The 26,326-nt window shown below is 72.6% G+C and carries 19 protein-coding genes; 8 read left to right on the top strand and 11 right to left on the bottom strand.

What is annotated here, in order from left to right:
* The first annotated feature begins 278 nt into the window (after window positions 1-278).
* Window positions 279-548, top strand: a complete 270-nt coding sequence (locus tag ACZ6TD_RS27115) for a chorismate mutase (protein WP_471342306.1) — start codon at window positions 279-281, stop codon at window positions 546-548.
* 744 nt (window positions 549-1,292) lie between these two features.
* Window positions 1,293-2,318: an LAETG motif-containing sortase-dependent surface protein gene (locus tag ACZ6TD_RS27110; protein ID WP_471342305.1), complete on the top strand. Its 1,026-nt coding sequence runs from the start codon at window positions 1,293-1,295 to the stop codon at window positions 2,316-2,318.
* 127 nt (window positions 2,319-2,445) lie between these two features.
* Here ACZ6TD_RS27110 and ACZ6TD_RS27105 read toward each other — a convergent pair whose 3' ends face one another.
* From ACZ6TD_RS27105 to ACZ6TD_RS27080, 6 genes are all read right to left on the bottom strand, one after another.
* A complete protein-coding gene (locus tag ACZ6TD_RS27105) occupies window positions 2,446-4,200 on the bottom strand; it encodes a GMC oxidoreductase (protein WP_471358068.1) in 1,755 nt (584 codons plus the stop codon).
* Between the two features lie 145 nt (window positions 4,201-4,345).
* Window positions 4,346-5,956 carry a succinic semialdehyde dehydrogenase gene (locus ACZ6TD_RS27100; RefSeq protein ID WP_471342303.1) on the bottom strand — a complete coding sequence of 537 codons (1,611 nt, stop codon included), beginning with the start codon at window positions 5,954-5,956 and terminating at the stop codon, window positions 4,346-4,348.
* Between the two features lie 89 nt (window positions 5,957-6,045).
* Entirely contained in the window at window positions 6,046-7,896 is a 1,851-nt protein-coding gene (locus ACZ6TD_RS27095; protein ID WP_471342302.1) for a serine/threonine-protein kinase, read from the bottom strand.
* Window positions 7,897-7,973: 77 nt separating this feature from the next.
* Window positions 7,974-9,698, bottom strand: a complete 1,725-nt coding sequence (locus ACZ6TD_RS27090) for a serine/threonine-protein kinase (protein WP_471342300.1) — start codon at window positions 9,696-9,698, stop codon at window positions 7,974-7,976.
* Window positions 9,699-9,906: 208 nt separating this feature from the next.
* On the bottom strand, window positions 9,907-11,283 hold the full coding sequence (locus ACZ6TD_RS27085; protein WP_471342298.1) for a M64 family metallopeptidase: 1,377 nt from the start codon (window positions 11,281-11,283) through the stop codon (window positions 9,907-9,909).
* Between the two features lie 217 nt (window positions 11,284-11,500).
* The gene (locus ACZ6TD_RS27080; protein WP_471342296.1) at window positions 11,501-12,874 is read right to left on the bottom strand and encodes an alpha/beta fold hydrolase; all 1,374 of its coding nucleotides are present in this window, start codon (window positions 12,872-12,874) and stop codon (window positions 11,501-11,503) included.
* Between the two features lie 109 nt (window positions 12,875-12,983).
* Here ACZ6TD_RS27080 and ACZ6TD_RS27075 point away from each other — a divergent pair, with 109 nt between their 5' ends.
* The 3 genes from ACZ6TD_RS27075 to ACZ6TD_RS27065 all read left to right on the top strand — a co-directional run bounded on the left by ACZ6TD_RS27075 (window position 12,984) and on the right by ACZ6TD_RS27065 (window position 16,910).
* Complete coding sequence (locus ACZ6TD_RS27075) at window positions 12,984-14,399, top strand: helix-turn-helix domain-containing protein (protein ID WP_471358065.1); 1,416 nt, start codon at window positions 12,984-12,986, stop codon at window positions 14,397-14,399.
* 457 nt (window positions 14,400-14,856) lie between these two features.
* Window positions 14,857-15,525: a response regulator gene (locus ACZ6TD_RS27070; protein WP_471342295.1), complete on the top strand. Its 669-nt coding sequence runs from the start codon at window positions 14,857-14,859 to the stop codon at window positions 15,523-15,525.
* Window positions 15,522-16,910 (top strand): sensor histidine kinase, encoded by a 1,389-nt coding sequence (locus ACZ6TD_RS27065; protein ID WP_471342294.1) that lies wholly within the window; start codon window positions 15,522-15,524, stop codon window positions 16,908-16,910. Before ACZ6TD_RS27070 ends, ACZ6TD_RS27065 begins: the two co-directional genes overlap by 4 nt.
* Before the next feature lie 225 nt (window positions 16,911-17,135).
* On the opposite strand, the gene ACZ6TD_RS27060 is transcribed toward ACZ6TD_RS27065, so the two are convergent.
* A complete protein-coding gene (locus tag ACZ6TD_RS27060; RefSeq protein ID WP_020870562.1) occupies window positions 17,136-17,513 on the bottom strand; it encodes an STAS domain-containing protein in 378 nt (125 codons plus the stop codon).
* A gap of 310 nt (window positions 17,514-17,823) precedes the next feature.
* Here ACZ6TD_RS27060 and ACZ6TD_RS27055 point away from each other — a divergent pair, with 310 nt between their 5' ends.
* Together ACZ6TD_RS27055 and ACZ6TD_RS27050 are read left to right on the top strand one after the other, a co-directional pair.
* Window positions 17,824-18,402 (top strand): sigma-70 family RNA polymerase sigma factor, encoded by a 579-nt coding sequence (locus ACZ6TD_RS27055; protein WP_471342293.1) that lies wholly within the window; start codon window positions 17,824-17,826, stop codon window positions 18,400-18,402.
* Window positions 18,399-20,084 (top strand): zf-HC2 domain-containing protein, encoded by a 1,686-nt coding sequence (locus tag ACZ6TD_RS27050; protein ID WP_471342292.1) that lies wholly within the window; start codon window positions 18,399-18,401, stop codon window positions 20,082-20,084. The genes ACZ6TD_RS27055 and ACZ6TD_RS27050 overlap by 4 nt, the downstream gene beginning before the upstream one ends.
* Before the next feature lie 14 nt (window positions 20,085-20,098).
* Here the strand turns inward: ACZ6TD_RS27050 and purU are convergent, their stop codons facing one another.
* Together purU and ACZ6TD_RS27040 are read right to left on the bottom strand one after the other, a co-directional pair.
* Entirely contained in the window at window positions 20,099-20,968 is an 870-nt protein-coding gene (gene purU, locus ACZ6TD_RS27045; RefSeq protein ID WP_471342290.1) for a formyltetrahydrofolate deformylase, read from the bottom strand.
* A 51-nt stretch (window positions 20,969-21,019) separates the two neighbouring features.
* Window positions 21,020-21,466 carry an SCO4402 family protein gene (locus ACZ6TD_RS27040; RefSeq protein WP_223864866.1) on the bottom strand — a complete coding sequence of 149 codons (447 nt, stop codon included), beginning with the start codon at window positions 21,464-21,466 and terminating at the stop codon, window positions 21,020-21,022.
* 171 nt (window positions 21,467-21,637) lie between these two features.
* Here ACZ6TD_RS27040 and ACZ6TD_RS27035 point away from each other — a divergent pair, with 171 nt between their 5' ends.
* Window positions 21,638-22,948, top strand: a complete 1,311-nt coding sequence (locus tag ACZ6TD_RS27035) for an ABC transporter substrate-binding protein (RefSeq protein ID WP_471342288.1) — start codon at window positions 21,638-21,640, stop codon at window positions 22,946-22,948.
* A 60-nt stretch (window positions 22,949-23,008) separates the two neighbouring features.
* Here ACZ6TD_RS27035 and ACZ6TD_RS27030 read toward each other — a convergent pair whose 3' ends face one another.
* Window positions 23,009-24,565, bottom strand: coding sequence for a hypothetical protein (locus ACZ6TD_RS27030; RefSeq protein WP_471342286.1), 1,557 nt, complete (start codon window positions 24,563-24,565; stop codon window positions 23,009-23,011).
* Between the two features lie 340 nt (window positions 24,566-24,905).
* Window positions 24,906-26,303 (bottom strand): transcriptional regulator, encoded by a 1,398-nt coding sequence (locus tag ACZ6TD_RS27025; protein WP_471342284.1) that lies wholly within the window; start codon window positions 26,301-26,303, stop codon window positions 24,906-24,908.
* Between the last annotated feature and the right edge of the window lie 23 nt (window positions 26,304-26,326).

Raw genomic sequence — 26,326 nt, 5'->3', positions numbered from 1 at the left:
GCGGTGGAACATGACTGCGGCGGGGCCACGGCTTCGGGGCGGGACCGCAGGTTTGGACTTTCGATTCTAACGGGCCCATAATCGACGCCATGTCCACGCGCATGACCTTCGTCTTTACCTATGGCACCGGCCCGTCCGGCTGCCATGGTCGTGCTGCGTAAACACTGACAGCGACTTCCCAGGCGCCCCGGGCCGGCAAAGGCCCGGGGCGCTCTGTCGTCTCTCCCGGGTCTCACCCGGGCTCCGGGGCTCCGCGACACGGACCAGGAGATACGGACATGAGCAGCAGCGTTTCGGCCACGGAGGCCGCGCATGTGATCGACACCGCACGGGAGCGGATCGACGCCCTCGACGGGCAGATCCTCGATCTCGTCCGGGAGCGGATGGCCGTCTCGGCCACCGTCCAGGAGGCACGGATCGCGGCGGGCGGGCGGCGGGTGCACCTCTCCCGCGAGATGGAGATCCTCGACCGCTACCGGCAGCGGCTGGGCAAGCCCGGTACGACGCTCGCCATGACACTGCTGGAGCTGTGCCGGGGCCGGGTCTGATCCCTCTCCGCCCCCGCGGCCCCAGAAAGCGGACACGGACAGCGGACGCGGACAGGCGAAGGGCCCCGGGGGCGCCCGAACGGGGCGGGCGCCCCCGGGGCCCTAGGCGGTCAGCACCGGCGTCAGGGCAGCGCCGGTGCTGAGAGGCGGCGCCGGGGGGTTGCGCCGCTGGCTTATGGGGCCCGTATGTCAGGGGTGTCTGAACGGCGTACGCCCGCGTGGTCGGACCAATGTCGGGGTGTGACCGGGGGCGTTTTCCCTCTCAGCATCGTGGTGGATGCGGAGCGCCGGGCGCAACCGTTTCGACCGGATACGGTCGGCCCCGGGCGTCCCCGGGGCCGACCGTCCTTAGGTGGTGACCGGGCTGCTGTCCCCTGCCGACCGGTCACCTCGCCGAAGCGAGGTCCCACGACGGGCCGCCTGAATCACCACAGGGGCCGCGTCTCATCGCTGCGGCGGATCTGAGCCACGCGTGGATTTTCCGGGCCGCTCCTGGCTGGCGCGGCACCGGGCACAACGAGCCCGCGCTCGGACCGGTCACCCGCCGTACGGGTGATGACGTGCGGGGCCGGGCGCCCGTCGCGGATTCTGTGACCATTCTGTGAGCAACCGTGAAGGCAACCTTTCGGCCATTCTCCTGGTCATGTACGTGCAAACGCACGGCCATCCCGCGTCCCCACCGCGACGGCCTTCCACACGCGTATCGCCCACCACGGCGATGCGTACGGACCCAGAGAGGTCTTCATGAAGCTTCGCCGCGCCCTGGCGGCTGCCGCAGCGACGGCCGCCATAGCCCCTGCCGCGCTTCTCGCGGCCCCCGCTGCCTTCGCGGAGACGCCGTCGAGCGAGAGCCCGTCGCCGTCCGCCTCCGAGACCGTGACGCAGTCCCCGGAGGACCCGGCGCCGTCGTCGACGGAGACCGCTCCGAGCGACGAGACCACGCCGACCACCCCGGCGCCGTCCACGAGCGCCACCGAGGCTCCGAGCCCCGGCACCCCCTCCGGCACTCCCTCGTCCACCCCGACCGAGACCGCCACCCCGGCCCCGACCCCGACGTCCACCGAGGAGCCGGGCGACGGCGAGTGCGCCGACGACGGGGACTACAACGAGGACCCGCAGCTCAGCACGACCCTGGTCGGCCTGCCGTCGAAGGTCGTGGCGGGCAGCGGCTTCCACGGCTTCAGGTTCCAGGTCAAGAACGACTCGGACCGCAGCTACCAGCGGGTCGACTTCGGGCTCTTCGCGGGCACGGTGCACGAGTCCACCCCGGACGGGACGGGCAAGTACCTGACGCTGCAGTACAAGGACCCCGAGTCCGGCGCCTGGACGGCGATCTCCACCGACGAGAACGACCCGGGCTCCGGCTACATCGGCTACACCGATGTGCGCCCCCACGAGACCCTTGACGTCGACCTCCGGCTGAGCGTCGCCAAGAGCGCGCCCGAGGGCTTCGGCTACGCCATCAGCGTCGGCGTGTACGCGGACGACGAGGGCAACTGCGTCTACTCGACCGGTGAGTACTACGAGTTCGACGTGCTGAAGGCGGGTTCGGAGCCGGGCAAGGTGCCCCCGGCCGACCCCAAGCCGCAGGGTGGCAAGAAGCCGCTGCCGCACAAGCCTGAGGGCAACACGGAGATCAGCCCGAAGGGCAGCCTGGCCGAAACCGGTTCCTCCTCCGCGCTGCCGATGATCGCCGTGATCGGGGGTGTGGCGATGGCCGCGGGCGGAGGCGCGGTCTTCGTGGTCCGTCGCCGTCGCGCCACGGTCTGACGGTCCTCGCGACGGTTCTGAGGGGCGCCGTACGGGCTGGTCTCCGGCCCGTACGGCGCCCCGGCGCTCAGGCGCCCGGCGCTCAGCCGCCCGGCGCTCAGCCGCCCGGCGCTCAGCCGCCCGGCGCTCAGGCGCGCGGCGGGACCTTCGGCACCGGCAGCAGCGGGAGCTTCAACGCCCCGAAGGCGTCCGCCGGTACGGCGGGGCTGCGCGGCGGGACGGGCCGCAGGCGTTCGTACGGCGCCTCAGGGGCCGGGCGCGGGTCGGGCTCGCCCTTGTTGGGCCACAGGGACATCGCCCGCTCTGCCTGGGCGGTGATGGTCAGGGACGGGTTGACCCCCAGGTTGGCCGACACGGCGGCGCCGTCGACCACATGGATGCCCGGATGGCCGTAGAGCCGGTGGTACGGGTCGATGACGCCCTCCTCCGGGGACGCCCCGATCGGGCAGCCGCCGAGGAAGTGGGCGGTCAGCGGGGTGCCCATGAGCTCGCCGACGTTGCTGCCCGCGAAGCCGTTGATCGAGTCGGCGATGTGGCGGGCGGCCTCGGCGCCCTCGGGGATGTGGTCGGGGTTGGGCTCGCCGTGGCCCTGGCGGGCGGTGAGCAGCCCCTTCCCCGGCCCCTTCGGCTTGCGGTAGGTGGTCAGCGAGTTGTCGTGCGTCTGCATGACCAGGCCGATGATGGTCCGCTCCGACCAGCGGCGGTTGGACAGTGAGCGCACGGCCAGGGTGGGATGCCGGAGGTTGGCGCCCAGGAAGCGCAGCCAGCGCGGAACACGGCCGCCGTGAGGGATCTGCAGGATGGAGAGCATCCCCATCGCGTTGGAGCCCTTGCCGTAGCGGACGGGCTCGATATGGGTGTTCTCGTTCGGGTGGATGGACGAGGTGATCGCGACACCCCGGGTGAAGTCCGCCCGCTCCTCCCCGCCCCGCGCGCGGCGGTAGCGGCGGTCGGTGGTCTGCGCGCCCACCAGGGCCTCGGAGTTGGTGCGGGTGAGGATGCCGAGGCGCTCCGAGACGCGCGGCAGCAGCCCCTTGTCCCGCATCGTGTGCAGCAGCGTCTGGGTGCCGTACGTACCGGCGGCGAGGACGACGTACCGGGAGCGCAGCGCCTTCGGCCTGCCCTTACGGCGGTTGCCGGTCGGGACGGTGGTGACCGTGTAGCCGCCGTGCGGGTCGTCGCACAGGGCGACGACGGTCGTCATCGGGTGGACCACGGCTCCGGCCCGCTCGGCGAGGTGGAGATAGTTCTCGTTGAGGGTGTTCTTGGCGCCGTGGCGGCAGCCGGTCATGCACTCACCGCACTCCGTGCACGCCTTACGGGTCGGGCCCGCGCCGCCGAAGTACGGATCGGGAACGGCCCCGCCCGGCGCGGCCTTCGTGGTGCCGTCGGCGTCGTGGCCGTCCCCGAAGAAGACGCCCACGGGCGCCATATGGAAGGTGTCGCCCACGCCCATCTTCTCGGCGGCCGCCTTGAGGTGGACATCGGACGGGGTGAGGGTGTGGTTGAGACGCGCCCCGAGCATCCGCCGCGCCTGGTCGTAGTACGGGCTCAGCTCCTCCTGCCAGTCGGTGATGTGCCCCCACTGGCGGTCCCGGAAGAACGGCTCGGGCGGTACGTAGAGGGTGTTGGCGTAGTTGAGCGAGCCGCCCCCGACCCCGGCGCCCGCCAGCACCATGACCTTGCCGAGCACATGGATGCGCTGGATGCCGAAGCAGCCGAGGGCCGGCGCCCAGAGGTAGTTGCGGAGGTCCCAGGAGCTTTTGGGCAGGGTTTCGGGGGTGAACCGGCGGCCCGCCTCGAGGACGCCGACCCGATAGCCCTTCTCGGTCAGACGCAGGGCCGATACCGACCCGCCGAATCCCGAGCCGATCACGATCACGTCGTAGTCGTAGTCGTAGTCGAAGTCGCCGTCGTCGGCGTGGGCGTTGAGATCGCCCGCGAAGTCCTCGTCGTGGCCGGGCTCTTGGACCCGCTTTTGGGCAGACTTCTCCCCTGACACTGGTACCTCCATTGAAATGTGCTGGTCAGCGCAGGCGCAGTGCCTTGAGCGCGCGCAGGCTGCGAGTCATGAAGTCCGCGTATTTCTCGTCCGTCATCCCGAAGGCCGGGCCGAGCGGCATCAGCCGCTGCTGGGCGACCGTCTGCGGTTCGGTGAACCTGAGGATGCCCTCGGAGCCATGGCGGCGGCCGAGTCCGGAGTCGCCCATGCCGCCCATGGGAGACGCGACGCTGCCGAAGGCGGCGGCGTAGCTCTCGTTGAGGTTGACCGTGCCCGCGCGCAGCCGGGTGGCGATCGCGCGGCCGCGCCGGGCGTCCTTGGTCCAGACGCTGGCGTTCAGACCGTAGGACGTCGCGTTGGCGCGCTCGATGGCCTCGTCCTCGTCGCGGAAGCGGTAGACGGAGACGACCGGACCGAAGGTCTCCTCGGTGCAGACGGCCATCGGGGACTCCACGCCGTCCAGGATGGTCGGCTCGTAGAAGTACGGGCCGATGTCGGGGCGGGCGCGGCCGCCGGCGAGGACCGTGGCGCCCTTGGAGACGGCCTCGTCCACATGGCGGGTGACGGTCTCCAACTGGCGCTCCGAGACGAGCGAGCCCATCTCCGCCCCGTACGCCAAGGCGGTGCCGAGCCGCATGGCCTTCGTACGGGCCGCGAAGCGCTCCAGGAAGTCGTCCGCGATCGACTCGTGGACGTACAGCCGCTCCATGGAGATGCACAGCTGCCCGGCGGAGGCGAAGCTGCCGCGCACCGCGCCGTCGACCGCGCGGGCGAGGTCGGCGTCGCGCAGCACCAGCATGGCGTTCTTACCGCCGAGTTCGAGGGAGCAGCCCACCAGGCGGGCGGCGGCGGCCTGGGCCACCTCGCGGCCGGTGCGGGTGGAACCGGTGAACGCGACGTAGTCGGCGCGCTCGACCACGGCGGGGCCGACCACCGGGCCGTCCCCGATCACGACCTGCCACACCCCGGCCGGAAGTCCGGCCTCCACCATGAGCTCGCGCGCCCACAGGGCGGACAGCGCGGTCTCGGTGTCGGGCTTCATCACCACGGCGTTGCCCGCCACGAAGGCGGGGATCGCGTCGCCCACGGAGAGCTGGAGGGGGTAGTTCCAGGGCGCTATGAGGCCCACGACCCCGCGCGGCTGGCGCAGTTCGGTGACCTTGGTGAGGGTGGGCACGGCGCCCAGATGCCCCTTGGGTCGCAGATACGCGGGCGCCTTACGGCCGTAATGGCGGGCCACGATGGCGACGCCCTGGATCTCCTCCTGGGCGTGCAGCCGGGTCTTGCCGGTCTCAAGCTGGATCAGGTCCAGGATCTCCGGCTGGCGGCGCAGCAGCAGATCGTGGAAGCGGAGGAGGACGGCGGCGCGCCGGCGGACGGGGGCCGCGGCCCAGGCCCGCTGGGCGGCGCGGGCGTTGTCGAAGGCGGTGGCGACGTCCTCGGGGGTGGACTCGGGCAGGGCGGCGGCGAGGACTTCCCCGGTGAACGGGGTGTGGCTGACGGTGGTGCCGCTGCCGCCGACGCCCCGGGTGAGCCGGGTGATCAGCTCGGGAGTGACGACGTCGGCGGCGGTGCGGGTGCCTTGGGGGGCGACCGGGTTGCCGGCGCCGCCCTGCGTGATGTGCGAGTCCGTCATGGGGGCGAGGGTAGGCCCGCCCGGCGGCTTTGGGTACCCGGCGGTAACAACTTTCGCCCCGCGGCCCCGGGCGGACCCGCCCAACCCCCTCAGAGCTTGTCGATCTTCAGATTCCGCACGACCCGCTCATAGAGCTCCTCGCCGTCCCTCTGGGCGTCGCCGTTGGCGGGCATGGAGACCGTCAGATCCCACGCGACCTTGGCCTTGTTGACGTAGAGGTGATCCCGCTTCACATACCGGATGGGGTTCTTGTTGCTGCTGGTGCCGTACGGCAGATAGGAGGTGGTGACGTCCCGCGCCTCCTTCCCCTGCTGCTTCGATCCTGCCTTCTCGCTCTTGGCCTCCTCGACCGTCGCCCCGCCGCCGTCCTTGTAGAAGGCGACGATCTGGTCCGCCGCCGCGTCGAGGTTCGCGGGATCGTTCTCGCCGTCGGGGGTGGAACGCCGCAGGGAGACGGTGAAGACACCGCTGGGGTCGTAGTACGTGACCACGGGGTTGTCCGAGTCGCTGTCGTCCTGGACCCGCCGGTACTCGCCCGGCACGGCCAGGGACGCGCCCACGACATCGCGCTCCTCCCGGACCGTCCAGCCCGGCGGCAGCCCCTCACTGGAGAACGGTTTCATGACCGTCAGCACCAGGGCGGCCGCCACCACCAGCACCAGACCGCCCAGCCCGAGCTGCGCCTTACGGTTCTTGTGCAGGATCGGCGGCACGAAGCGGCTGCCCCCGGACTGCCCGCCGCCCGGCGGGTGTCCGGCCGTCGCGAGCATGGTGGGCACCGACCGCGGCTCCCGCGCCGCCGCCTCCAGCGCCTGCCGCACCTCGGGCGCCGCCGGGCGCATCGCCGGGTCCTTGCGCAGCAGTTGCATGATCAGCGTGGCGAGTGGACCGGTGGCCCGCGCGGGGACCTGCGGTTCGGAGCCGAGCACGGCCTGGAGGGTCGCGGGGGCGTGGGAGCGGCGGAACGGGGACATGCCCTCGACCGCCGCGTACAGCACGACGCCGAGCGACCACAGGTCGGACTCCGGCCCCGGCCGCTGACCCAGCACCCGCTCGGGCGCGATGAACTCGGGCGAGCCGACGAAGCCGCCCGTCTCGGTGAGCCGCTGCTCGCCCTCGATCTGCGCGATGCCGAAGTCGGTGAGCACCACCCGGTCGCTCCGGCCGAGCAGCACGTTGTCCGGTTTCACATCGCGGTGCAGCACGCCCGCCTCATGGGCCGCCGCCAGCGCGCCGAGCACGGCGAGGCCGATCCGGGCCGCCTCGCGCGGATCCAGCGTGCCCTCCATCAGCCGGTCGCCCAGCGACTGGCCGCGCACCAGCTCCATCACGATCCAGGGGCGACCGTTCTCGACCACCACGTCGTGGACGGTGACGACGGAGGGGTGGTCGATCCGCGCCGCGGCGCGCGCCTCGCGCTCCATCCGCTGGTAGACGGTCTGCCGCTCGCGCTCGGGGAGATGGTCGGGGACGCGCGGCTCCTTGACGGCGACATCGCGGTCCACGACCTGGTCGTGCGCCCGCCATACGGTCCCCATACCGCCGTGGCCGAGGCGGGAGACGAGCTGGTAGCGGCCGCCGATGAGCCGCCCGCTGCTCGGGTCCTGCGCGGCGGGGGCGGGAGCGGGCCGCTGCGCGCCGGGCCGGTCCGCGGCGGGCGGCTGTCCGGCGGGCCGGTCCTCGGCGGGCTGCTGTCCGGCGGGCGGCTGGTGGCCGCTGCGCGGATCGGCGAACCGCGTCGGCTCGTACGCGCCCCGCGACGGCCCCGCCGCCCCGGCCTCCTGGCCCGGCTGCTGAGACCCCTGGGACCCCTGGGGCGCCTCACGTGTCCCGGCCGCCTCGGGTGGCGGCTGCGGCGCCGGCACCGGGGCGGCCGGAGCGTGCGGTGGCGGCAGGCTGTAGCTGGTGGGCTCGTTCGCCCGTCCCCCGTCGTTCGTCATGCGCCCATCATGACCCAGGGGCCGGCACCGCTGTGGCGGGGCCGTGGGCGCTCGTGACAAAGCCGTTGCGACGTCGTTCAGTTCGCCGCGCCGGGGCGCGAGAACGTGGCGGCGGCGGTGTCGAAATGCCGCTTGCCCAGGGATTTCTCACCCACCGGGGCGGATAGCCACAGGTCGTACATCTTGCCGTTTTCGTTCCAGCTCAGGTCGTATGTCTGCCGTGAGCCGCCGTCGTCGGCCGAGCCGTTCCAGATGAACGCCCACAGGGCGGCGGGACGGCCGTTGTGCTCGGTCTCGATGACCTGACCGCTGCGGTAGCCCGGATAGTCCTGCGGGCCCTTGGCGCCCGCCTTACGGCTGAGCCCGAGCGGACCCTCGGGGCTCTGCTCCTGGACGTGGATCCCGATCCGGAACTCCATACCGGGCGAGTTGTAGTAGACCCGGGGCGCCTTGTACTCGCGGGCGAACCCCTCGGGCACGGCGAGCGAGAAGCCGACCGGGTCCTTGACCAGCTCATAGCCCTCGGGGATCCGGTCCGACGGGCTCGCCGTGGGCTCGGAGTCCTTCACGGGCCGCTGCGGCGCCTTCTCGGGGGCGCTCGGACTCCGCGAACTCCCCTTGTCGGCGCTCTGGCTCGTACGCCCGCCCGGCGCCGCGTCGCCGTCACCGCCCCCGTCGTCCAGCAGCGCCACGACACCCGCGGCCGTACCGGCGAGCGCGACCACCGCCGCGGCCGCCATAAGGACGGCACGGCGACGCCCGCCACGACCGGAACGGGACGGGGCGGCGGGGGCGGCCGAGGCGGCTACGGGAACGGAGGCGGCCGGGGGCGCGGAAGCGGGGAACGGCGCGGGGGAAGACACCGGAGACACCGGGGGCGGCACGGGTACGGACGCCGATGAACCGCGGCCGTCCGGCCCGAACGGCACGCTGGGCTGGGTCGGGGTGTACTCCAGCGGGATCTCCGGGGTGTCGCCCACCTCCTGGGCCATCAGCAGCATCCGCTCGACCTCGTCGGCGGTCAGCCGCTCCTCCGGAGCCCGCCGCAACAGCCCTTCGACGACCGGCTTCAGCGGTCCGGCCGCCTCGGGAACGGGGATCTCGTCGAAGACGACGGCGTGCAACACCCCGGCCAGGGACTCGCGGAAGAACGGGGATTCACCGCTCACCAGCGTGCAGAGCAGCACCCCCAGCGACCACAGGTCCGACTCCGGCCCGGTACGCCGCCCCGACATCCGCTCCGGCGCGGTGTATTCGGGCGAGCCCACGAACGAGCCGGTCTCGGTGATCGTGGTGGACCCGGTGACCTGCGCGATCCCGAAGTCCGTCAGCACGACCCGGCCGGTGCCCGACTCCACCAGCACGTTGGCGGGCTTGATGTCCCGGTGCAGCACCCCGCGCGCGTGCGCGGCGCGCAACGCGCCCAGCAGCGCGCTCGCGATCCGCCCCGCCTCACGCGCCCCGACGGGGCCTTCCGAGCCCAGCCGGTCGGCGAGCGAGAACCCGTCGACCAGTTCCATGACGATCCAGGCGCAGTCGTCCTCCTCGATCACATCGTGGAGGACGATCACGTTCGGATGCTTGATCTGTGCGACGGTCCGGGCCTCACGCAGGGTGCGCTCGCCGCGCAACTGCGAGTCGAAGGCCGTGCGCCCCTCGTCCACATGGAGTTCCTTGACCGCGACATCGCGTCCCAGCAACTCGTCGACGGCCCGCCAGACCGTGCCCATTCCGCCGCGTCCGAGCCGTGTGGCCAACCGGTAGCGGTTGGCGATCAGACGGCCTTCTCCCCCGGTACCCATGGGCTCATCTTGCCTCACGGCACGGCGGCCCTCGAACACCGGACCACCGACCCACCCCCACGGGCGATTGAGCCAGGGCGCGCCATACGGGAACGTAGAGCATGCCGATGTTAAAGGGGCGGACCGCGGCCGCCCCCATCGGGCTCAAAAGTGGGCCGCCCCGCGGCGGGGGTCCACGGGGCGGCCAGTCGGAGGGGGACGGGAAGGGTCAGTTGGTGACCTTCCACGTCCGGGAATCACTCAGCAGCTTGCGCAGGGCCGGATCCTTCACCGCACTCGTGCCGTCCGTCGCCTTCGCGGTGACCTTGTGGCTCGCACCGTCGCCCGGGACACCCAGCTCCGCCGGGGTGACGCTCGTCCTGCCGTTCGCGGCGGTGACCTCCGCCCCGTCCACATACCACTTCAGCGACGCGCCCTTGGGCACGTCCACCTCGATGCCCGCCGACCGCTTGACGGCCGTCGCGGTGGCCGTACGGCTGCTGAGCGCGCTGGCGTGGCGGTAGAAGCCCGCGATCATCGCCTCACGGCCGGGGAGGCTGAACTCCCGCCCCAGGGTGCGCATGATCGAGTTGTCCGTGGGTCGGTTGATGCCCTTGGGGTAGTAGCGGCCGCCCTCGTAGGCGCCGACCGTGCCGCCGTCGGGTGAGATCTGGCCGATCCAGCGGTACCACTTCTTCTGCTGGGCGGTCAGCTGCGCCGCGCTCAGCTTCGTGGCGTTGGACTCGCCGGGCTCGGCGCCCGTGTAGGTGCCGTACTCCGGGTAGAAGTACTCGTCGGCCAGCTTGCCGAGCGAGTGGCCGGTCTCGTGGACCGCGATCTGGTCGGAGTCGGGGTGGTCGGAGGCGGCGGTGGCGATGCCGTCATAGCCGACCTGCGAGGTGAGGGTGTAGCCCGCGCCGCCGTACTTGGTGGAGTTGGACAGTACGACCACCAGATCGGCCTGCGGCGCCTTGGCCGCGTAGGACTCGACCTTGGCGGTGTCGACGCACAGCAGCCGCTCGATGTCGTCGCACCAGAAGTACGAGCCGAGGGCGGTGTCCTTGACGACGCCCTTGGAGGGGTCGCCGGAGACACCGGACTGGTTGGAGACGGCGTCCACGGTCCAGACGTTGAAGAGGTCCTTGTACGAGGCGTAGGGCTGCACAGCGGACATCTGCTGCCACTTGGAGCGCGCGTCGGCGTGGAAGTCCTCCTGCTGGCCCGCGGTGTAGCCGTCGCCGATGAAGACGACGTCCAGCTTGTCGGCCGTGGTGCCGTTGTCGACGACCGAGCCGACCTGGCCGTCGGCGGCGGCCTCCTTGGCCGACAGGGAGCGGGCGGCGCGGGCCAGCCGCTCGGGGGTGGCGGCCGGGACCTCGGTGTGGCGGGGGTGGCCGCCCGGGCCGGTGAAGTACTCCACGTCCAGGGCGCGCTGCGACGAGGCGGCGTCAGCGGCGGCGGACGAGCCGGTCGAGCCGGACGCTCCGGGCGACGCGGTGGCCGGAGCGGTCATGGCCGCGGCCGCCGCCAGGGCGATGCCTCCGGCGACGGCCGCGGTGCGCAGGGGGATGCGGCTGCGTATGCGGCTCCGTATGCGTCTGCGCACGGTGACTCCCGAAGTCCTCGCGATAAGCGGCCAGTTAAGCAGGATTAATTCGCCGCTCAACCTAAGGGGTCCGGGTGTCGGGGGCAATGGGAATTAGGGAAGTGGCTAGGAAATCGGGCACCACACAACCCTGCGGCGCGCTCCTCGCTCAACCCCTGCCGCTCACCCCTTCCGGCACGCGCTCAGCCCCTCCCGCACGCCCCTTCCGGCCTGCCGTTCAGCCCCTCCCCTCGCGCCCCCTCCCGTCACGCGCCAGCCGCAACAGCCGGTCCAGCACCCGGCGGCCCCCGGCCCGGATCCCGTCGTGCTCGAACTCGTCCGTCACCCAGGTGCGCAGGCCCCGGATCGCCCGCGCGGTGGCCAGGGAGTGCCCCGTGTCCACGTACAGGTCGTCGTGGTAGATCACGGCGGCCACCGGCACGGTGTTACGGGCCAGCCGCTCGGCGTCGTACAGCGGGCCCCAGCCGGTGCGCGCGGCGAGCAGCTCGGCGGTGCGGGCGAGCGGGCGCAGCGCCGCGTGGGTGTCGAGCATCCAGGGGTGCACCGTCTCGCCCGTAAGGAGCACCGGACGGTCCTCCGCGACCGCCTTACCGGCGTCGAACGCGGGGAATTCGGCGCGGACCCGCTCCGCGGCCCAGTCGGTGGCCCGGCCGTCCTGGGCGTAGGTCGACTCCAGCAGGAGGCTGTAGAGCGGGATGGCGGCGCGCGAGAGGACGGCCGCCGTCTGCTCGCGGAAGGCGTCGCTCAGCCGCGGCCCGTCGGCGGTGGGCACGAACGCGTCCTCCAGGAGGTAGTGCAGCCGGTGCGAGCCGTCGCCGCTGCCGAGCAGGAAGCCGAGCTGCTGGAGGGCGGGGACGGTGAGCCGGGTCCCGTCCGTCAGGACCTCCTCATGGTCGGTCAGATGCCGCACCAGGGCCCGGATGGTGTCCGCGTCCCGCGGATAGCGGGCGTAGTGGGCGAGGGTCTTGCGCTCCATCCGCGGATAGGCGGTCCGGTAGACGGCGTCCACGTCGGTGCCGGGGCCGATCGCGGGCAGTCCGCCGGCCACCAGCACCGCGTCCAGCCCCTCGGGCGCATGGGACAGATAGCTCACCGCGCAGAAGCCGCCGAAGCTCTGGCCCAGCACGGTCCACGGGCGGTCCCCCATGAGCCGGCGCCGGATCAGCTCGCAGTCGCGGACGATCGCGTCGGCGCGGAAGTGGGAGAGGTACGCGGCCTGTTCCCCGGGTCCGCCGCGCAGCGGCAGCGTCTGGCGGTTGGCCGGGGTGGAGCGGCCGGTGCCGCGCTGGTCGAGCAGGAGCACGCGGTATTCGTCCAGCGCGCGGTCCAGCCAGCCGGAGCGGCCCACCGGACGGTCCGCGCCACAGCCGGGCCCGCCCTGGAGGTACAGCAGCCAGGGGAGCCGCTCGCGCTCGGCGGCGGATTTGCCCGCGGCGACGACCTCTCGTGCGTAAAGCCGGATCAGCTCGCCCTCGGGAGCCTTATGGTCGAGCGGTACGTCGAAGTGATAGTCGGCGAGGAGCAGTTCCGGCTGACGGACGGTCGTCACGGCGCCCGGCCCGGCCGGTACCGCTGTGCTTGCCTGCTGCATCCTTCAATCCTCACGTTAAATGGACTTAGCCCGGCGATTAAGTTACCGCCGGGGAGAAGAGGGCACGGTGGCCGACAGAAGCGCCGGTGACGGGCGGACGGCGGGAACGGTGGCGGGGGCGGCCGGGGCGGAGTCGACCGCCGAGATAGGGCGCCGGGTGCTCAGACTGCGTACCGAACGCGGCTTCACCCAGCGGCAGTTGGCCGAGCCCGCGTACACCGCCGCCTATGTCTCCACCCTCGAGGCCGGGAGGGTGCGCCCCTCCGAGGCCGCACTGCGCCACCTCGCGGACCGGCTCGGTGTCAGCTACGACGAGCTGACCACCGGCCGCTCACCGCGTGATGCCACCCGGCTGCGGGCCGCCGTCACCGACGCCCGGCGGGCGCTGGCGACCGGCGCCGCCGAGGACGCCGCCGGGCTCTTCGCGGAGGTGCGCGACGAGGCGGAGCGGCTCGGGTTCGCCGAGGAGCGCTCGGCGGCGCTGCTGGGGCTCGGCGACTGCGCGCTGGAGACCGGTGACCTCACCGTCGCCCGCGACCACTTCGAGGCGGTGGAGCGGCTGCTCGCCGGGGAACCGCTGCCCCGCCGGATCCCGGCGATCCGCGGCCGGGCCGTGGCCCACCTCCTCGCGGGCGAACTGCGCTACTCCTGCTATCTACTGGAGAGCGCCATCGACGAGCTCAACGCCTCGGGGCTGCACGACCCGTACGCGCTGCTGCTGCTCTATACGGCGGCCATCGCGCCCTATATGGACATGGGGGCACACGCCCGTGCGGTACGCGCCGCCGAGTTGGCGCTCGCGCTGGCCCCGAGCGTGGACGACCCGGGGCTCATCGCCCGGATGCACCGCGGAGTGGCCCGCACCCTGATCGCCGAGGGGCGGACGGCCGAGGCCGACGCCTCCCTGGCCAAGGCGCAGGAGCTGTACGAGCAGCTCCGCATCCACACGGACCTGGCGCACTGCCACTGGATGCGCGGCTATGTGCACGCCCAGGACGGCAATCTGGAGCGCGCCGAGCGCGAACTGCGCACCGCCCGCGACATGCTGGCCTCCAAGCGGGCCGCGCTGTTCACCGTGCAGGTCGAGGTCGAGCTGGCGGATGTGCTGCGCCGTCGCGGCCGTACGGCGGAGGCGGAGGCCCTGCTGCTGCCGCTGCTGGCGCGCACCCCCGCCGCGGGGGCCGCGGACACCGCCGGAGAGCCGGACAAGGCGTCGGGCGAGGCCGGGCTGACCGCCGACCGCGGCGCGGTCCACGCGGGCGGCGCCCACCGGCTGCTGGGGCTGATCGCGGACGAACGGGGCGACGCCGAGGCCGCGGAGGAGCACTACTGCGCGGCGCTGTCCCTGCTCGAACGCACCGGCGCCGCCGGTGACCTGGCCGACCTCTGCCGGCTGCTGGGCGATCTGCTGCGCCGGGAGGGCCGCCTGGAGGCCGCGATGGACGCCTACCGCACCGGGCTCGGCCACCGCGCCGCGCCCGGCACCACCACCCTGGGCCCGGCCCCCGCCGAGCCCCCCATGTGAGGCGTCCATCGGCCCCTCCCGCCCCCACCGACCGCCCGCCCGGCCCCTCCCCGTAGCTTCTCGGGGGCCGGCCGGCGCCTGGGTCGCCGGGCGGAGCGCCTGGTCGGGGCGCACCGCACGGCAGGCGGTCGGAGAGACGAACAGGCCGCCGCGTGTGGGGGTCGCGGCGGCCTGACCGCGGCAACGCCCCGCTGCCGTGTCCGCCGATCGCGCATCGGGAGGCACTCCGGCGCGGTCACGGGGCTGGGGTTCGGGACGACCCCACGGGGTGATGCGGCTTGAGATCCACTCTGCCTGCTCGGAGCCGCCGGGGAAATCCACCATTGGTCTCCCGTCACCCCCTCCGACCGGCGGGGGTGTTCCCTCCCACTGACGGAGCCAACCACTCCATATTCGCTCTCCGATGAGGCAGGCTGTCCGGGCAATGGGCATGACAGCTGAGGAGAGGGAGCGGCCGGTGATCCGTGTGGCTGTAGTGGACGACGAGGCGCTCGTACGATCCGGTCTGCGACTGATCCTGGGCACGGCCCCGGACATCGAGGTGGTCGCCGAATGTTCCGGAGCCTTCGCGGTGGACACGGTGCTGGGCAGCAGGGCCGATGTGGTGCTGCTCGACATCCGGATGCCGGACGCCGACGGGCTCAGCGTCCTCAGACAGCTGCGGGCCGCACCCCGCTCCCCCGCCGTGGCGATGCTGACGACCTTCGACGTCCAGGAGTACCTGGCGGCCGCGCTGCGCGCCGGGGCCGCGGGCTTCCTCCTCAAGGACACCGATCCGGAGCAGCTCGTACGGGCCGTGCGCACGCTCGCCGAGGGCGGCAGCGTCCTCGACCCGGCCGTCACCCGCGCCGTGATCGGCGGCTATCTCGCCGCCGAGGCGGAGGCGACGGCAGCCGAGGCCGTCGAGGCGCTCACCCCGCGCGAACGCGAGGTGCTGACGCTGCTGGGCGAGGGGCTCGCCAATCCGCGGATCGCCGAGCGGATGGGGCTGGCGCCCAGCACCGTCAAGGACCATGTGCGGGCGGTGCTCGGCAAGTTGGGCGGGCTCAACCGCGTCCAGGCGGCGATCGTCGCCGACCGCGCCGGGCTCGTCACCAGCCGTCCGCCGATAGGTGGCCCCCGGTGACCGTCTCCCCGCTGCCCCCGCCCCGGAGTTCGTCCCCCGGCACGCCGGGCACGCCCGGTACGTCCGGCGCGTCCCCGGCCGCGTCGCCCGCGCCCGCCTCCTCCCCCGCCTCGCCGCCGCCCGCCCCGGCCTCCCGGCGGCGGCTGCCGCGGCGGGTCACTCGCTGGGGCTCGCTGATCGTCCCCGTCCTCCTGGCGATCGCCGACGCGCTGCTCGTCAACGGCATCACCTTCGGTCTCGAGCTCAACGTCTCGCTGGTGGCGGCGGCCGCGCTGCTGGTGCGCCGGAAGCTGCCCGCCCTGGTCTTCCTGGTCACGCTGCCGGGGATCCTCATCGGCTACGTCTGGTTCGCGCCGATGATCGCCCTCTACACGGTGGCCCGACTCCGCCCCGACCGGCGGCTGCTGGGGGTCTCGGCGCTGCTGCTGGCCGCCGCGCACTTCATCCCCTGGCCGGTCTCCGACTTCGAGCCGACCGCGTACCGGGAGAACACCCTCACGCTGATCGACGCGTGTGTGACCTCGGTGGGACCCATCGCGCTGGGCCTCCTGGTGCGTACGCGCGGGGAGCTCGCCGCCCGGATCGAGGACCTGACCCGCAGCCGCCGCCACGCCGACGAGCTGATCGCCGAGCAGGTGCTGTCCACCGAACGCGCCCGGCTCGCCCGCGAGATGCACGACGTGGTCGCCCATCAGGTCAGCCTCATCAGCCTTCAGGCGGGTGCGGTGCAGATCAGCGCGGAGGACGCGAAGGCGCGGGAGGGCGCGCGGACCATCCGCGAGCTGTCCGTGCGGACCCTGGACGAACTCCGCCATATGGTCGGCATCCTGCGCGCGGCGGGCGGCGACCACGAGGAGCTGACCCCGCAGCCCCGGCTGGCGGATCTGCCCCGGCTGATCGAACTCAGCGCGCTGGACGTCAGCTTCGAGACGGACAGCGCGACCCAGCGGCCGGGCCACTCGGAGGCGGTGGAACGGGCCGCCTTCCGCATCGTCCAGGAGGCGCTCACCAACGTCCGCAAGCACGCGCCGGGGGCGCGGGTGACGGTACGGGTGAACGACGCGGAGGGGGCGGGACCTGGCGAGGATCGTGAGGCGGTTCAGGAAGCGACTCACGCGGCGGCGCACGGGGCGGCGGACGAGGCGGCTCACGGAGCGTCTCAAGCGGCGGAGGAGACGCGGGGCCTGCGGGTCGAGGTGCGCAACGGCCCGCCCGACGCCTCCGCCGTGGCCCCGGGGCTGCCGGGCGGCGGTCACGGTCTGGTCGGGCTGCGGGAGCGCGCACAGTTGCTGGGCGGCACGCTGGAGGCCGGCCCCACGGAGGAGGGCGGCTTCGTCGTACGGGCCGACTTCCCCAAGACCCCGCGCGTCACGGGTCCGGCATGAGCGGGCGGCGTACAGCCCTGCGCGCCCCCGCAGGCGTACGGACACCCCTGGGCGGACGAACGGCTCCGGGCGCCGTATGCGGATCGGTGGAAGTCGGCTGCGGTTCGGTGGCGCCCCGAAGGGGTGCGGGGCCGTGTCGATGTGCGGCTCCGCCGCGCGGGCGCGACCAGCCACGACGGCGCCGCGGACGATCGACGGCAGGTCAGGGCACTTCCGGCGGAGCGCTTAGGCCGACAGGGGGTCGACCGCGTCCTCGTCGTCCTCGTCCAGCTCCGTGGCCGCCCCCAGGTCGGGGTAGACGTCGAACAGCCGCCGCACCCCCAGGGCCGCCAGCACCCGGTGCACATGCGAACCGTGTGCGGCGTCCTGCGGCGGCAGGATCAGCCGCAGCCGGCCCGAGCACGACCGCATCAGCCGCCGCGCCGCGATCAGTACGCCGACCCCGCTGGAGTCGCAGAACCGGACCTCCGAGAGATCCAGAACCAGCCAATGGCGGCCCTCGGCGACCGCGTCGTGGACGTGCTGCCGGACTGCGGGGGAGGTCACCAGGTCCATTTCTCCCGAGACCTGGAGAACGACCCACTCCCCCCGCCGGTCCTCCATCACCTTCAACGTCACGCGCCCGAAGCCCTTCGCTCGCCGCTAACCGGAATTTGCTGTTCCCGGGCGGCTGCCCGCCCGTCGGCGCATGAAACTCCCCCAGGCATACGCCTTGAGGAACGACCCTATGCCGCGCCGAAGCGTTTCGTCTCCCCGATCCTGCGTAAAGCGACCGTCCCCATACCATGCGCGGCCTCGTTCTCACGCACTTTGCCTGATGGACGCGTGTTGTGAGAGCCACCGGCATTACATTCGATATGAACGTGGGCATAGTGCCTGGAGGGCCGGCCGGACAACTCGGGATGGGGGCCGCATGACGAATGACGCACCGCCCCGCTGGGACCGCAGGATGCAACAGCGTCTGGCACGCGGCGAAGCGGCCGCACTCGCCGAGCTCTACGACCGATTTGCCTCACTTGTCCATAATTTGGCACATCGGGTCCTCGAGGACGAGACCGGTGCCGACCGCGTCACCAGGGAAGTCTTCGGCTACGTCTGGGAGAACCCGGACGCGTACGACCCCCAGCAGGGCTCGCTGCGCGCCTGGATCGCCATGCTCGCCCAGCGCCAGGCGGTGCACCGGCTCCGCACGTCACAGACCGCCTCGGCCCGCGAGGACACCCTCACGAGCGAGGCCCTGGAGGAGCGGATCCACGAGGCGTCCGTGGCCGCCCGCGCCGACTACATCGTCACCTCCATGCCCGCCCCGCTGCGCGCCGCCCTGGAGCTCGCCTACTTCGACCGCCGCGACTACCGCCAGGCCGCGGCCGCCCTCGGGGTGACGGAGGACGAGGCCAGGCGCCGCCTCCGGCTGGGCCTCCAGCTGCTGTCCACGGCCCATGTCCAGCCGCCCCGCGCGGTCTCGCCTCCCGGCTACGGACGGGCGCTGTGACCGGGCGCGGCGGGCCGGACCCGTACGACGACGCCTACGGCGAGAGCTCCGGCGGCTCCAGGGACGGGAGAGACGGGCCCGGACGGGGCAGCGACGCGGATCCGCCGTCCCACCCCGCCGGGCCACCACGCATACCGCCGCCGCGGTCGGCCGCCGAGGACAGCGGCCACTGGCCGGGCGCCCTGGACGGCGGCATCCCCGCCCCACGCCCGCCCACGGCGGACGAGGCGGCGGCGGAATGGACACCGGAGCCCGATTCGGCACCCACCCCGGAACCCGCCGCGGACTCCGCACCGGAAGCGACACCGATACCCGAGCCGCGCCCTGGCCAAGAGCCGGAACCAGCCCTGGGTCCCGAACCGGAACCGACCCCCGGCCCCGAACCGGAACCAGCTCTGGGCCCCGAACCGGAACCGACCCTTGGCCCCGACCCGGAAGCGAATCCGGAACCAGAACCGGAGCCGCGTCCGCACCCGGAACCGCCCGCCTCCGCATTGCTCCCCGCACCCGCGGCCACGCCCGCCCCACCGGCCGCACCCCTGGCGGCGCCCACGCCCTCCGCGGCGCATCCGCTTCCGCACGATCTGCTCCGCTCGCTGCTCGGCGCCTGGGCGCTGACCGCGTGCTCGCAGGAGGAGACCTCCGCCGTCGAGTCGCATCTCAACCACTGCCCCTCCTGCGCCGAGGAGGCGCTGCGGCTGCGTGACGCCGTCGGGCTGCTGCACACCGAGCACAGCCTGGACCTCGACCCGATGCTGCGCTCCCGGGTGCTCGCGGGCTGTCTGGGCCGCCGCCCGGCCCGGATACCCATGCCCGGCTGGGCCGGTGCCTACGACGCCGAGGCCGCCCGGCTGGACGCGCTGCTGCGCGACATGGGCGAGGCCGAGTGGCGTGCGCCGGTGCGGCTCAAGTGGTTCGACGGGCGGCGGCTCACCGGCCGGGACACCACCGTCGCCGGGGTGATCGGCCATCTGATGGTCGTGGACGGCATCGTCGCCGCCTCCCTCGGCCTCCCCGACCCGATGGGCGCCGGCGCCCCCGGCTCGCCCCTGGCCCGTACGGAGGCGTACTGGCACCACGAGCCCGGCGCCGCGTACGGGGCCGGTCCGCCCGGGGCGGTACGGGAGTTGTGGCGCGAGCAGGGCCATGCCCTGGTCCGTACGGCGTCCTTCGCCGGGCGCGGGGTCGCGGAGCTCGATGTGCCGTACGGGGACTTCGCGCTGCCGATCCGCGACGCGTTCCTCGACCGTGCCCTGGAGTGCTGGGTGCACGCCGGGGACATCGCCGAGGCCATCGACTACCCCTATGAGCCACCGGCCTCCGCCCACCTCAAGGCCATGATCGACCTGTGTGCCCGGCTGCTTCCGGGGACGCTGGCCGAGCGGCGCCGGGCCGGGCTCGCGTCCCCGCCCCGCCGGCTGGTCGAGGCGGGCACCCCGGGCCGTACGCTCCATCTCCAGGTGGAGGGCACGGGTGGCGGCGACTGGTACATCCCGCTGGACTCCCCGGCGGCGATGGCCGCGCCGGAGGAGGCGGTGGCGACGATCGCGCTGGACCAGGAGGCGTTCTACCTGCTGGCGTCCGGGCATGTACCGCCGCAGGAGGCGGCGGCGGGCCTGTCCGGCGACACCGAGGCGATCCGGGATGTGCTCTTCGCCACAGCGTCCCTGTCCCGCCTCTGACCGAGCCCTCCGAGTCAGTCGAAGACGACCGTCCGGTGCCCGTTGAGCAGCACCCGGCGCTCGCTGTGCCACTTCACGGCGCGGGCCAGCGCCTGGCACTCCACATCGCGGCCGACCGCCACCAGCTGGTCCGGGGTGAGCCCATGGCCGACGCGCTCGACCTCCTGCTCGATGATCGGGCCCTCGTCCAGATCGGCGGTCACATAGTGGGCGGTGGCCCCGATCAGCTTGACCCCGCGCGCATGCGCCTGGTGGTACGGCTTGGCGCCCTTGAAGCTCGGCAGGAAGCTGTGGTGGATGTTGATGATCCGGCCCGACAGCGCCTTGCACAGGTCGTCGGAGAGCACCTGCATATAGCGGGCCAGGACCACCAGTTCCACGTGCTCCGCGCGCACCAGGTCCAGCAGCCGGGCCTCGGCCTCCCGCTTGGTGTCCTTCGTCACGGGGATGTGGTGGAACGGGATCCCGTAGGAGCCGACCAGCTCCTGGAAGTCGGTGTGGTTGGAGACCACCGCGGCGATCTCGACCGGCAGCGCACCGATCCGCGACCGGAAGAGAAGGTCGTTCAGACAGTGCCCGAACTTGCTGACCATGAGCAGGATGCGCATCTTCTCGTCGGCGCGGTGGATCTCCCAGTCCATCTGGAAGGACTCGCCGACCGCCGCGAAGCTGGCCCGCAGGTCCTCCACCTTCACCGGCGAGACGGCGCGGAAGGCCACCCGCATGAAGAAGAGCCCGGTGTCACGGTCCCCGAACTGCTGGCTGTCCTCGATGTTGCAGCCGGTCATGAACAGATAGCTCGACACGGCGTGCACGATGCCCTGCTTGTCCGGGCAGGACAGCGTCAGGATGTACTGGTCGGGGACGGGATGTGACTCGCTCATGACTCCATAGCGTCCCACACCCGCGGCCGCTCCCCGCATCCGCGACGTCGTTCAGACCGCCTGCGTCATGATCGCCAGTACTTCGAGGGTGCGCGGTGGGGTGTCCGGGTCCTCGCCGTCGTTGGTGGCCAGCCGCACATGGGCCTCGCGGGCCGCCCGTACGGCCTCCGGCCAGCCATGGTGCTCGAGGTACGCCGAGACGGGGGCGTCCGCGCCCACCTGGTGCATGATCCTCAGCACCCGCAGCACGGCGACATCGACCAGCGCCGCCTCCTGCGAGTCGCGGAAGATCGTCCCGACGTACTTCTCGGCGGACCAGTTGTCCAGCCAGGTGTCCTCGACCAGCCGGTAGACGGCGTCCGTCACATCCCCGTACCCAGGCTGGCCGGCCAGCCAGCACTCCTGCTGGAAGACGGGATCCGAGAGCATGTGCAGCGCCGAGCGCACATTGGTGCGCCAGCGCCACCAGGGCATGTCATTGACAGGCATGGCTCCCATGGTGGTCGAGCGACGGGCGCGACGGGAAGACTTCTCCGAACCTTGCACAGTCACTGATCGTACGTTCTTCACACAGAGAGACGGATCGGCCCCCGCTGTTCACCTCTACGTCACCATCCCTTGTCTTGTCATAGCGGCTGCGTTCCTCGCGAAGCGACAGGCTCGCTTGCCATGACCGGACGGCGACGCCCTTCCTCCCGCCCCTTCCGAGCCGCCGTGGCGGCACTGTGTACGGCGGTCGGCGCGTCGCTGCTGTCCGGCTGCGGCGCGGTGCTGTCGAACAAGAGCGACAGCGACGCCATCACCGTCATGACCTGGGCCCCCGAGGGCACCAAAGCGACCAATATGCCGGGAATGCCCGCCATGGCGAAGGCATTTGCCCGCTGGGTCAACGACTCCGGTGGCATCCACGGCCGCAAGCTCGAAGTCGTCACCTGCAACGAGCGCAACGACGCCGTCCAGGCCGCCGGCTGCGCCCAGCGGGCCAAGGAGGACAAGGCCGTAGCGGTCGTCGGCTCGTACAGCCAGTACGGCCGGGCCTTCATCTCCCCGCTGGAGGTCGCCGGCATCCCCTACATAGGCGGCTACGGGCTGACGCAGGAGGAGTTCGACAGCCCGTACTCCTATCCGGTCAACGGCGGCCAGGCCGCCCTCCTGGTGGGCAACGGCCGCCAACTGGCCTCCCGCTGCGAGCGCACCGCGCTCGTGCGCCCCGACACCATCGCGGGCGACGAGCTCCCCCAGCTCCTCAACACCGGCCTCAGGGCGGGCAATCGCGCCGCCGCCCGTGACGTCCGCGCCCCCGAGGACGCGGGCGACTACAGCAAGCAGGCCGCCACCGCCCTGGAGGGCGTCGGCGCCGACAGCTCCCTCGGCACCGCCGACCAGGGCGCGGCCCTGGGGAGCTCCTGCGTCACCGCGGCGCTCGGCAACCGCACCGGCACCTTCTTCGACTCCTTCCGCCGGGTCCAGGAAAACCATCCGAAGGTACGGATAGCCTCCATCCTCGGCGGCGTCCGGCAGTCCCTGATCGACTCCACCGGCGGCACCTCCAGCCCCCTGGAGGGCACCTACGCCACCGGCTGGTACCCGGCCGGGGACGATCCGCGCTGGAACCCCATGAAGAAGGTCATCAACAAGTACGCCTTCGACGACAACCGCATCGATCCGGACGACCCCGGTACGCAGACCACCTGGATCGGCTACACGGTGCTGCGCTCGGTACTGATGTCCCTGCACGCCGACGACATCAGCGCCCGCACCGTGCGCAACGCGCTGGACAACGGCCACGCGGTCAACACCGGCGGGCTGACGCCGACGCTGCGCTGGGGCTACGACGACACCCTGCACGTGCCCAACTACTCGCGGATCGTCAACGCGGACGTCACCTACCAGATGGTGCGGGACGGCCGGCTGGTGGCGGTGCGCAAGGGCTTCGTCAACGTGTCCAAGATCCTGGAGCACTACCACCCGGCGGACTGAGCCGCCCCTGTCCCGGCAGGCCGCGCCGGGGACGGCGGCACCGCCGCCCCGGCCGCCCGGTCACAGGTCGGTGGCCTGGCGCGAGGTGAGGCCGTACTGGGAGGCGATCGGGTTCCACAGCCCCGAGGCCGTCTTCTTGGCCTGGGTCGCCTCGCCGCTCGCCCGCTCGGCCGCCCCGACCCGGGGCGAACGGCGGGCCTTGCCCTTGGGGCAGCCCTTCTTGCCGCCGACCTGGTCGGCCCAGGCCGCGTACTCGTTGTCGGCCCTCGCCGAGGACTTCCACGCCCTGGTGAGCGACGCGGTCAGCCGCGCGTGGTCGGGCAGCTTGTCCACCGAGAGCTTGCCCAGCCGGGTCACCAGGTCATTGCGCTGGCCCGCGGCGGTCCGCAGATCCGATGCCGCGGTGGTCAGGTCCTTGCAGGACTTGATGTTGTCCACGGCCTTGATCACCGACGCCCGGCTGTTGTTGCTGTCGGCGAGCAGCGCGTCCAGCGCCTTCGCCTGCGTCTCGACGGGGTCGGCGGCCTTGGACGACTCCGCGGCGCTCGGCGAGGAGCTGCTCAGCGTCGCGTTGTCCTTACCGTCGTCGTCGCCGCCCATACTGAGCACGGCTCCCGCGGCGAGCCCGGCGACGGCGCAGCTCGCCACCACCACGACGCCGATGAGCATGCCCCGCGACATCCGGCGCCGCCCACCGCCGCCACCATCCCGGTGGCCGGACGGCGGTTGCGGAACGTCCGGGCCGAACTGCGGAAGCTGCTGCGTCTCATCGGCCCCGCCGCCACCGCCGCTGTCGCGGAACAGACCGTCGAACTCCGAGGGCGGCGGCCGGTCCCCGGGAAGGCCGGGGCGGATCGCGTACGGGGCGCTGCCGGGCCGCTCCGGAATCGGCGCGGGCGCGGCGGGCGTGGGCGGGAGCACCGCGGTCTCTTCCGCGGCCTGGGCCGCGGGGGGCTGCTGACGGTGGGCGCCCCGGCGGCCGGGGCGGACGGCGCGGAGCTGGGTGGTGGACTCGGCCGGTGACTCGGGCCGGTTCTCGGGCGGCAGCGGCGCGCTCTTGACCGGGGCGAGCGTGGTGGTGGGGGTGTCCAGGGGCGGCGGGGCCTCACCCGGGACCGGGGGTATGACCTGGGTCTCGTCCGCGTCCCCTGCAGGCTGCGGCGGCAACACCTGGGTCTCGTCGGCGGCCTGGTACGGCGGCTGCTGGGGCTGGTGCGGCGACGGCGCGTTGTGCGGCGGCTGCTGGGCGGCGTGCGGCGGCTGGGCGGTGTGTGGCGGCTGGGCCGGTCTCTCCGGGGCCGTCCAGCCCTGCTGCTGCCCGTACGGCTGCGCCTCGGGCGGCGGCGGTGCGCCGAACCCGGCCTGCGGAGGCAGCTCCCCCTGTGGCGGCGGGGCGCCGAACTCACCCGGCGGCGGCAGTTCGCCCTGCCGCGGCGGTTCCGGAGCGCTCTGCGGCCCCCAAGGCTGCCCCCACGCCTGTCCCCCGGCCGGGGCCCCCTGCTGGGCGTCCGAGGGCCTGTAGTCCCCCTGGGCAGGCAGCACAACCCCCTCGCGCACAGGCTGCGCGGGCGGGACCGCGGGAAGCCGCGGCTCATTCCCCTGACCGCTCTGCGTCACCGGGACTCCTTGGTTATACGGAACGACGGAATCGTCGGGTCACGCTACCGGTTCCCCAGAGGGCGCGGTGCCCATGAGCCCATCGGGACGGAGAGAGACTGGTCACCGCGACATGGGGCACATCGCCACGATCGGGGGCGATATGAACCCCATCCGCACCCGCGGTAAACACAACGCAACACACTCCACAACACCCATGCCTCAACACACGCGCATCAGCCACCACAACACAACGCACCCGTAGCACCCACACCACGCAACGCCCCACAACGCACCCGCACCCGGCGGAATCCCAGGGCGAATCCCTGACCGGATCTCTGGCCGAATCTCTGGCCGGATCTCAGGCCACCTGCATCTGGAGCCGCGCCCCGAACTCCCGCACCACCGGCTCGTCCCGGTACGGCTCCAAGCGCTGCTGGAAGTCGTCCAGATACTCCGCGCCCCGGTTGGACCGCAGCGTGCCCAGCAGATCCACCGCCTGGGCGCCCACATGGCACGCCTGCTCCACCTCGCGCTGCTGCACATGCGCGGTGGCCAGCAGCAGCAGCCCGATCGCCCGCCGCCGCACCCGCCCCTCCGGATGCCCCTCCAGGGCCTCCTCGGCGCGCCGCCGGGCCTGCTCGGCCTGGCCCAGGTCGCGGTGACAGTGGGCCAGCTCATCGGCGAGATAGGCATGGTCGAAGTGGCGGATCCAGATGGGTTCGTCGCCCGTGACGGAGCCCGAACCGCTGCCCACCGCCCGCTCCATGGCGTCCAGCGCCCGCCCGGCCGCGGACTGGCAGGCCCGCGCGTCCCCCATCAGGGCGTGGCCGCGCGCCTCGGCCGCCAGGAACATCGATTCGGCACGCGGCGGCACCTGGCCCCGCGCGCCCTCCTGCGCCGCCTTCGCCAACTGGGCGATCTCTCGCGGATTGCCCAGTTGGGCGGCGAGATGGCTCATGCTGGCGGCGAGCACATAGCCGCCGTAGCCCCGGTCCCCGGCGGCCTGGGCGAGCCGCAGCGCCTGGATGTAGTAGCGCTGGGCGAGGCCGGACTGCCCGGTGTCGACCGCCATATAGCCCGCCAGCTCGGTCAACCGCGCGACGGCCGCGAACAGTTCGCGGCCGATCGCCTCGGTGTACGAGCCGGCCAGCAGCCCGGAGACCACGCTGTTCAGATAGTGGACGACGACGGGGCGCACATGGCCGCTGCCGTAGCGGTGGTCCAGGTCGACGAGCGCGTCCGTCGTGGCCCGCACCGCCGCCACGTCGGACCGCCCCACCCGGGCGCCCGCGGTGCGCGCCACCTGGGCGTCCGCACCGGTGATCAGCCAGTCGCGGCTGGGCTCGACCAGCGCGGAGGCGGCGACCGTCGAGCCGCTGAGGAAGTCGCGGCGCCCCACATCGCTGCGCCACAACTCGCAGACCTGCTCTATCGCGCCGAGGACGGTGGGCGAGAACTGCAGACCGACCCCGGAGGCGAGGTTCTTGCCGTTGGCCATGCCGATCTCGTCGATCGTGACCGTACGGCCGAGCTTGCGGCCGAGCGCCTCGGCGATGATGCCCGGCGCCCGGCCCCGGGGCTGCTGACCACGCAGCCAACGGGCCACCGACGTCTTGTCGTACCGCAGATCGAGACCGTGCTCGGCGCCGCACATATTGACCCTGCGCGCCAACCCGGCGTTGGAGCAGCCGGCTTCCTGGATGAGCGCCTGCAGCCGTTCGTTCGGCTGCCGCGCCACGAGCGGCCTAGCGGCCATGGCATTACCCCCAGTGACTGCTT

The organism is Streptomyces yongxingensis (assembly GCF_055597465.1).
This window is presented reverse-complemented; position numbering and strand designations above follow the sequence as displayed.

Bases quoted from the DNA above. Each gene is read 5' to 3' on its own strand.
- purU (WP_471342290.1), bottom strand. From the start codon at position 20,968: ATGAGCGAGTCACATCCCGTCCCCGACCAGTACATCCTGACGCTGTCC.
- ACZ6TD_RS27110 (WP_471342305.1), top strand. From the start codon at position 1,293: ATGAAGCTTCGCCGCGCCCTGGCGGCTGCCGCAGCGACGGCCGCCATA.
- ACZ6TD_RS27090 (WP_471342300.1), bottom strand. From the start codon at position 9,698: ATGGGTACCGGGGGAGAAGGCCGTCTGATCGCCAACCGCTACCGGTTG.
- ACZ6TD_RS27115 (WP_471342306.1), top strand. From the start codon at position 279: ATGAGCAGCAGCGTTTCGGCCACGGAGGCCGCGCATGTGATCGACACC.
- ACZ6TD_RS27060 (WP_020870562.1), bottom strand. From the start codon at position 17,513: ATGGAGGACCGGCGGGGGGAGTGGGTCGTTCTCCAGGTCTCGGGAGAA.
- ACZ6TD_RS27035 (WP_471342288.1), top strand. From the start codon at position 21,638: ATGACCGGACGGCGACGCCCTTCCTCCCGCCCCTTCCGAGCCGCCGTG.
- ACZ6TD_RS27080 (WP_471342296.1), bottom strand. From the start codon at position 12,874: ATGCAGCAGGCAAGCACAGCGGTACCGGCCGGGCCGGGCGCCGTGACG.
- ACZ6TD_RS27025 (WP_471342284.1), bottom strand. From the start codon at position 26,303: ATGGCCGCTAGGCCGCTCGTGGCGCGGCAGCCGAACGAACGGCTGCAG.
- ACZ6TD_RS27055 (WP_471342293.1), top strand. From the start codon at position 17,824: ATGACGAATGACGCACCGCCCCGCTGGGACCGCAGGATGCAACAGCGT.
- ACZ6TD_RS27040 (WP_223864866.1), bottom strand. From the start codon at position 21,466: ATGGGAGCCATGCCTGTCAATGACATGCCCTGGTGGCGCTGGCGCACC.
- ACZ6TD_RS27095 (WP_471342302.1), bottom strand. From the start codon at position 7,896: ATGACGAACGACGGGGGACGGGCGAACGAGCCCACCAGCTACAGCCTG.
- ACZ6TD_RS27100 (WP_471342303.1), bottom strand. From the start codon at position 5,956: ATGACGGACTCGCACATCACGCAGGGCGGCGCCGGCAACCCGGTCGCC.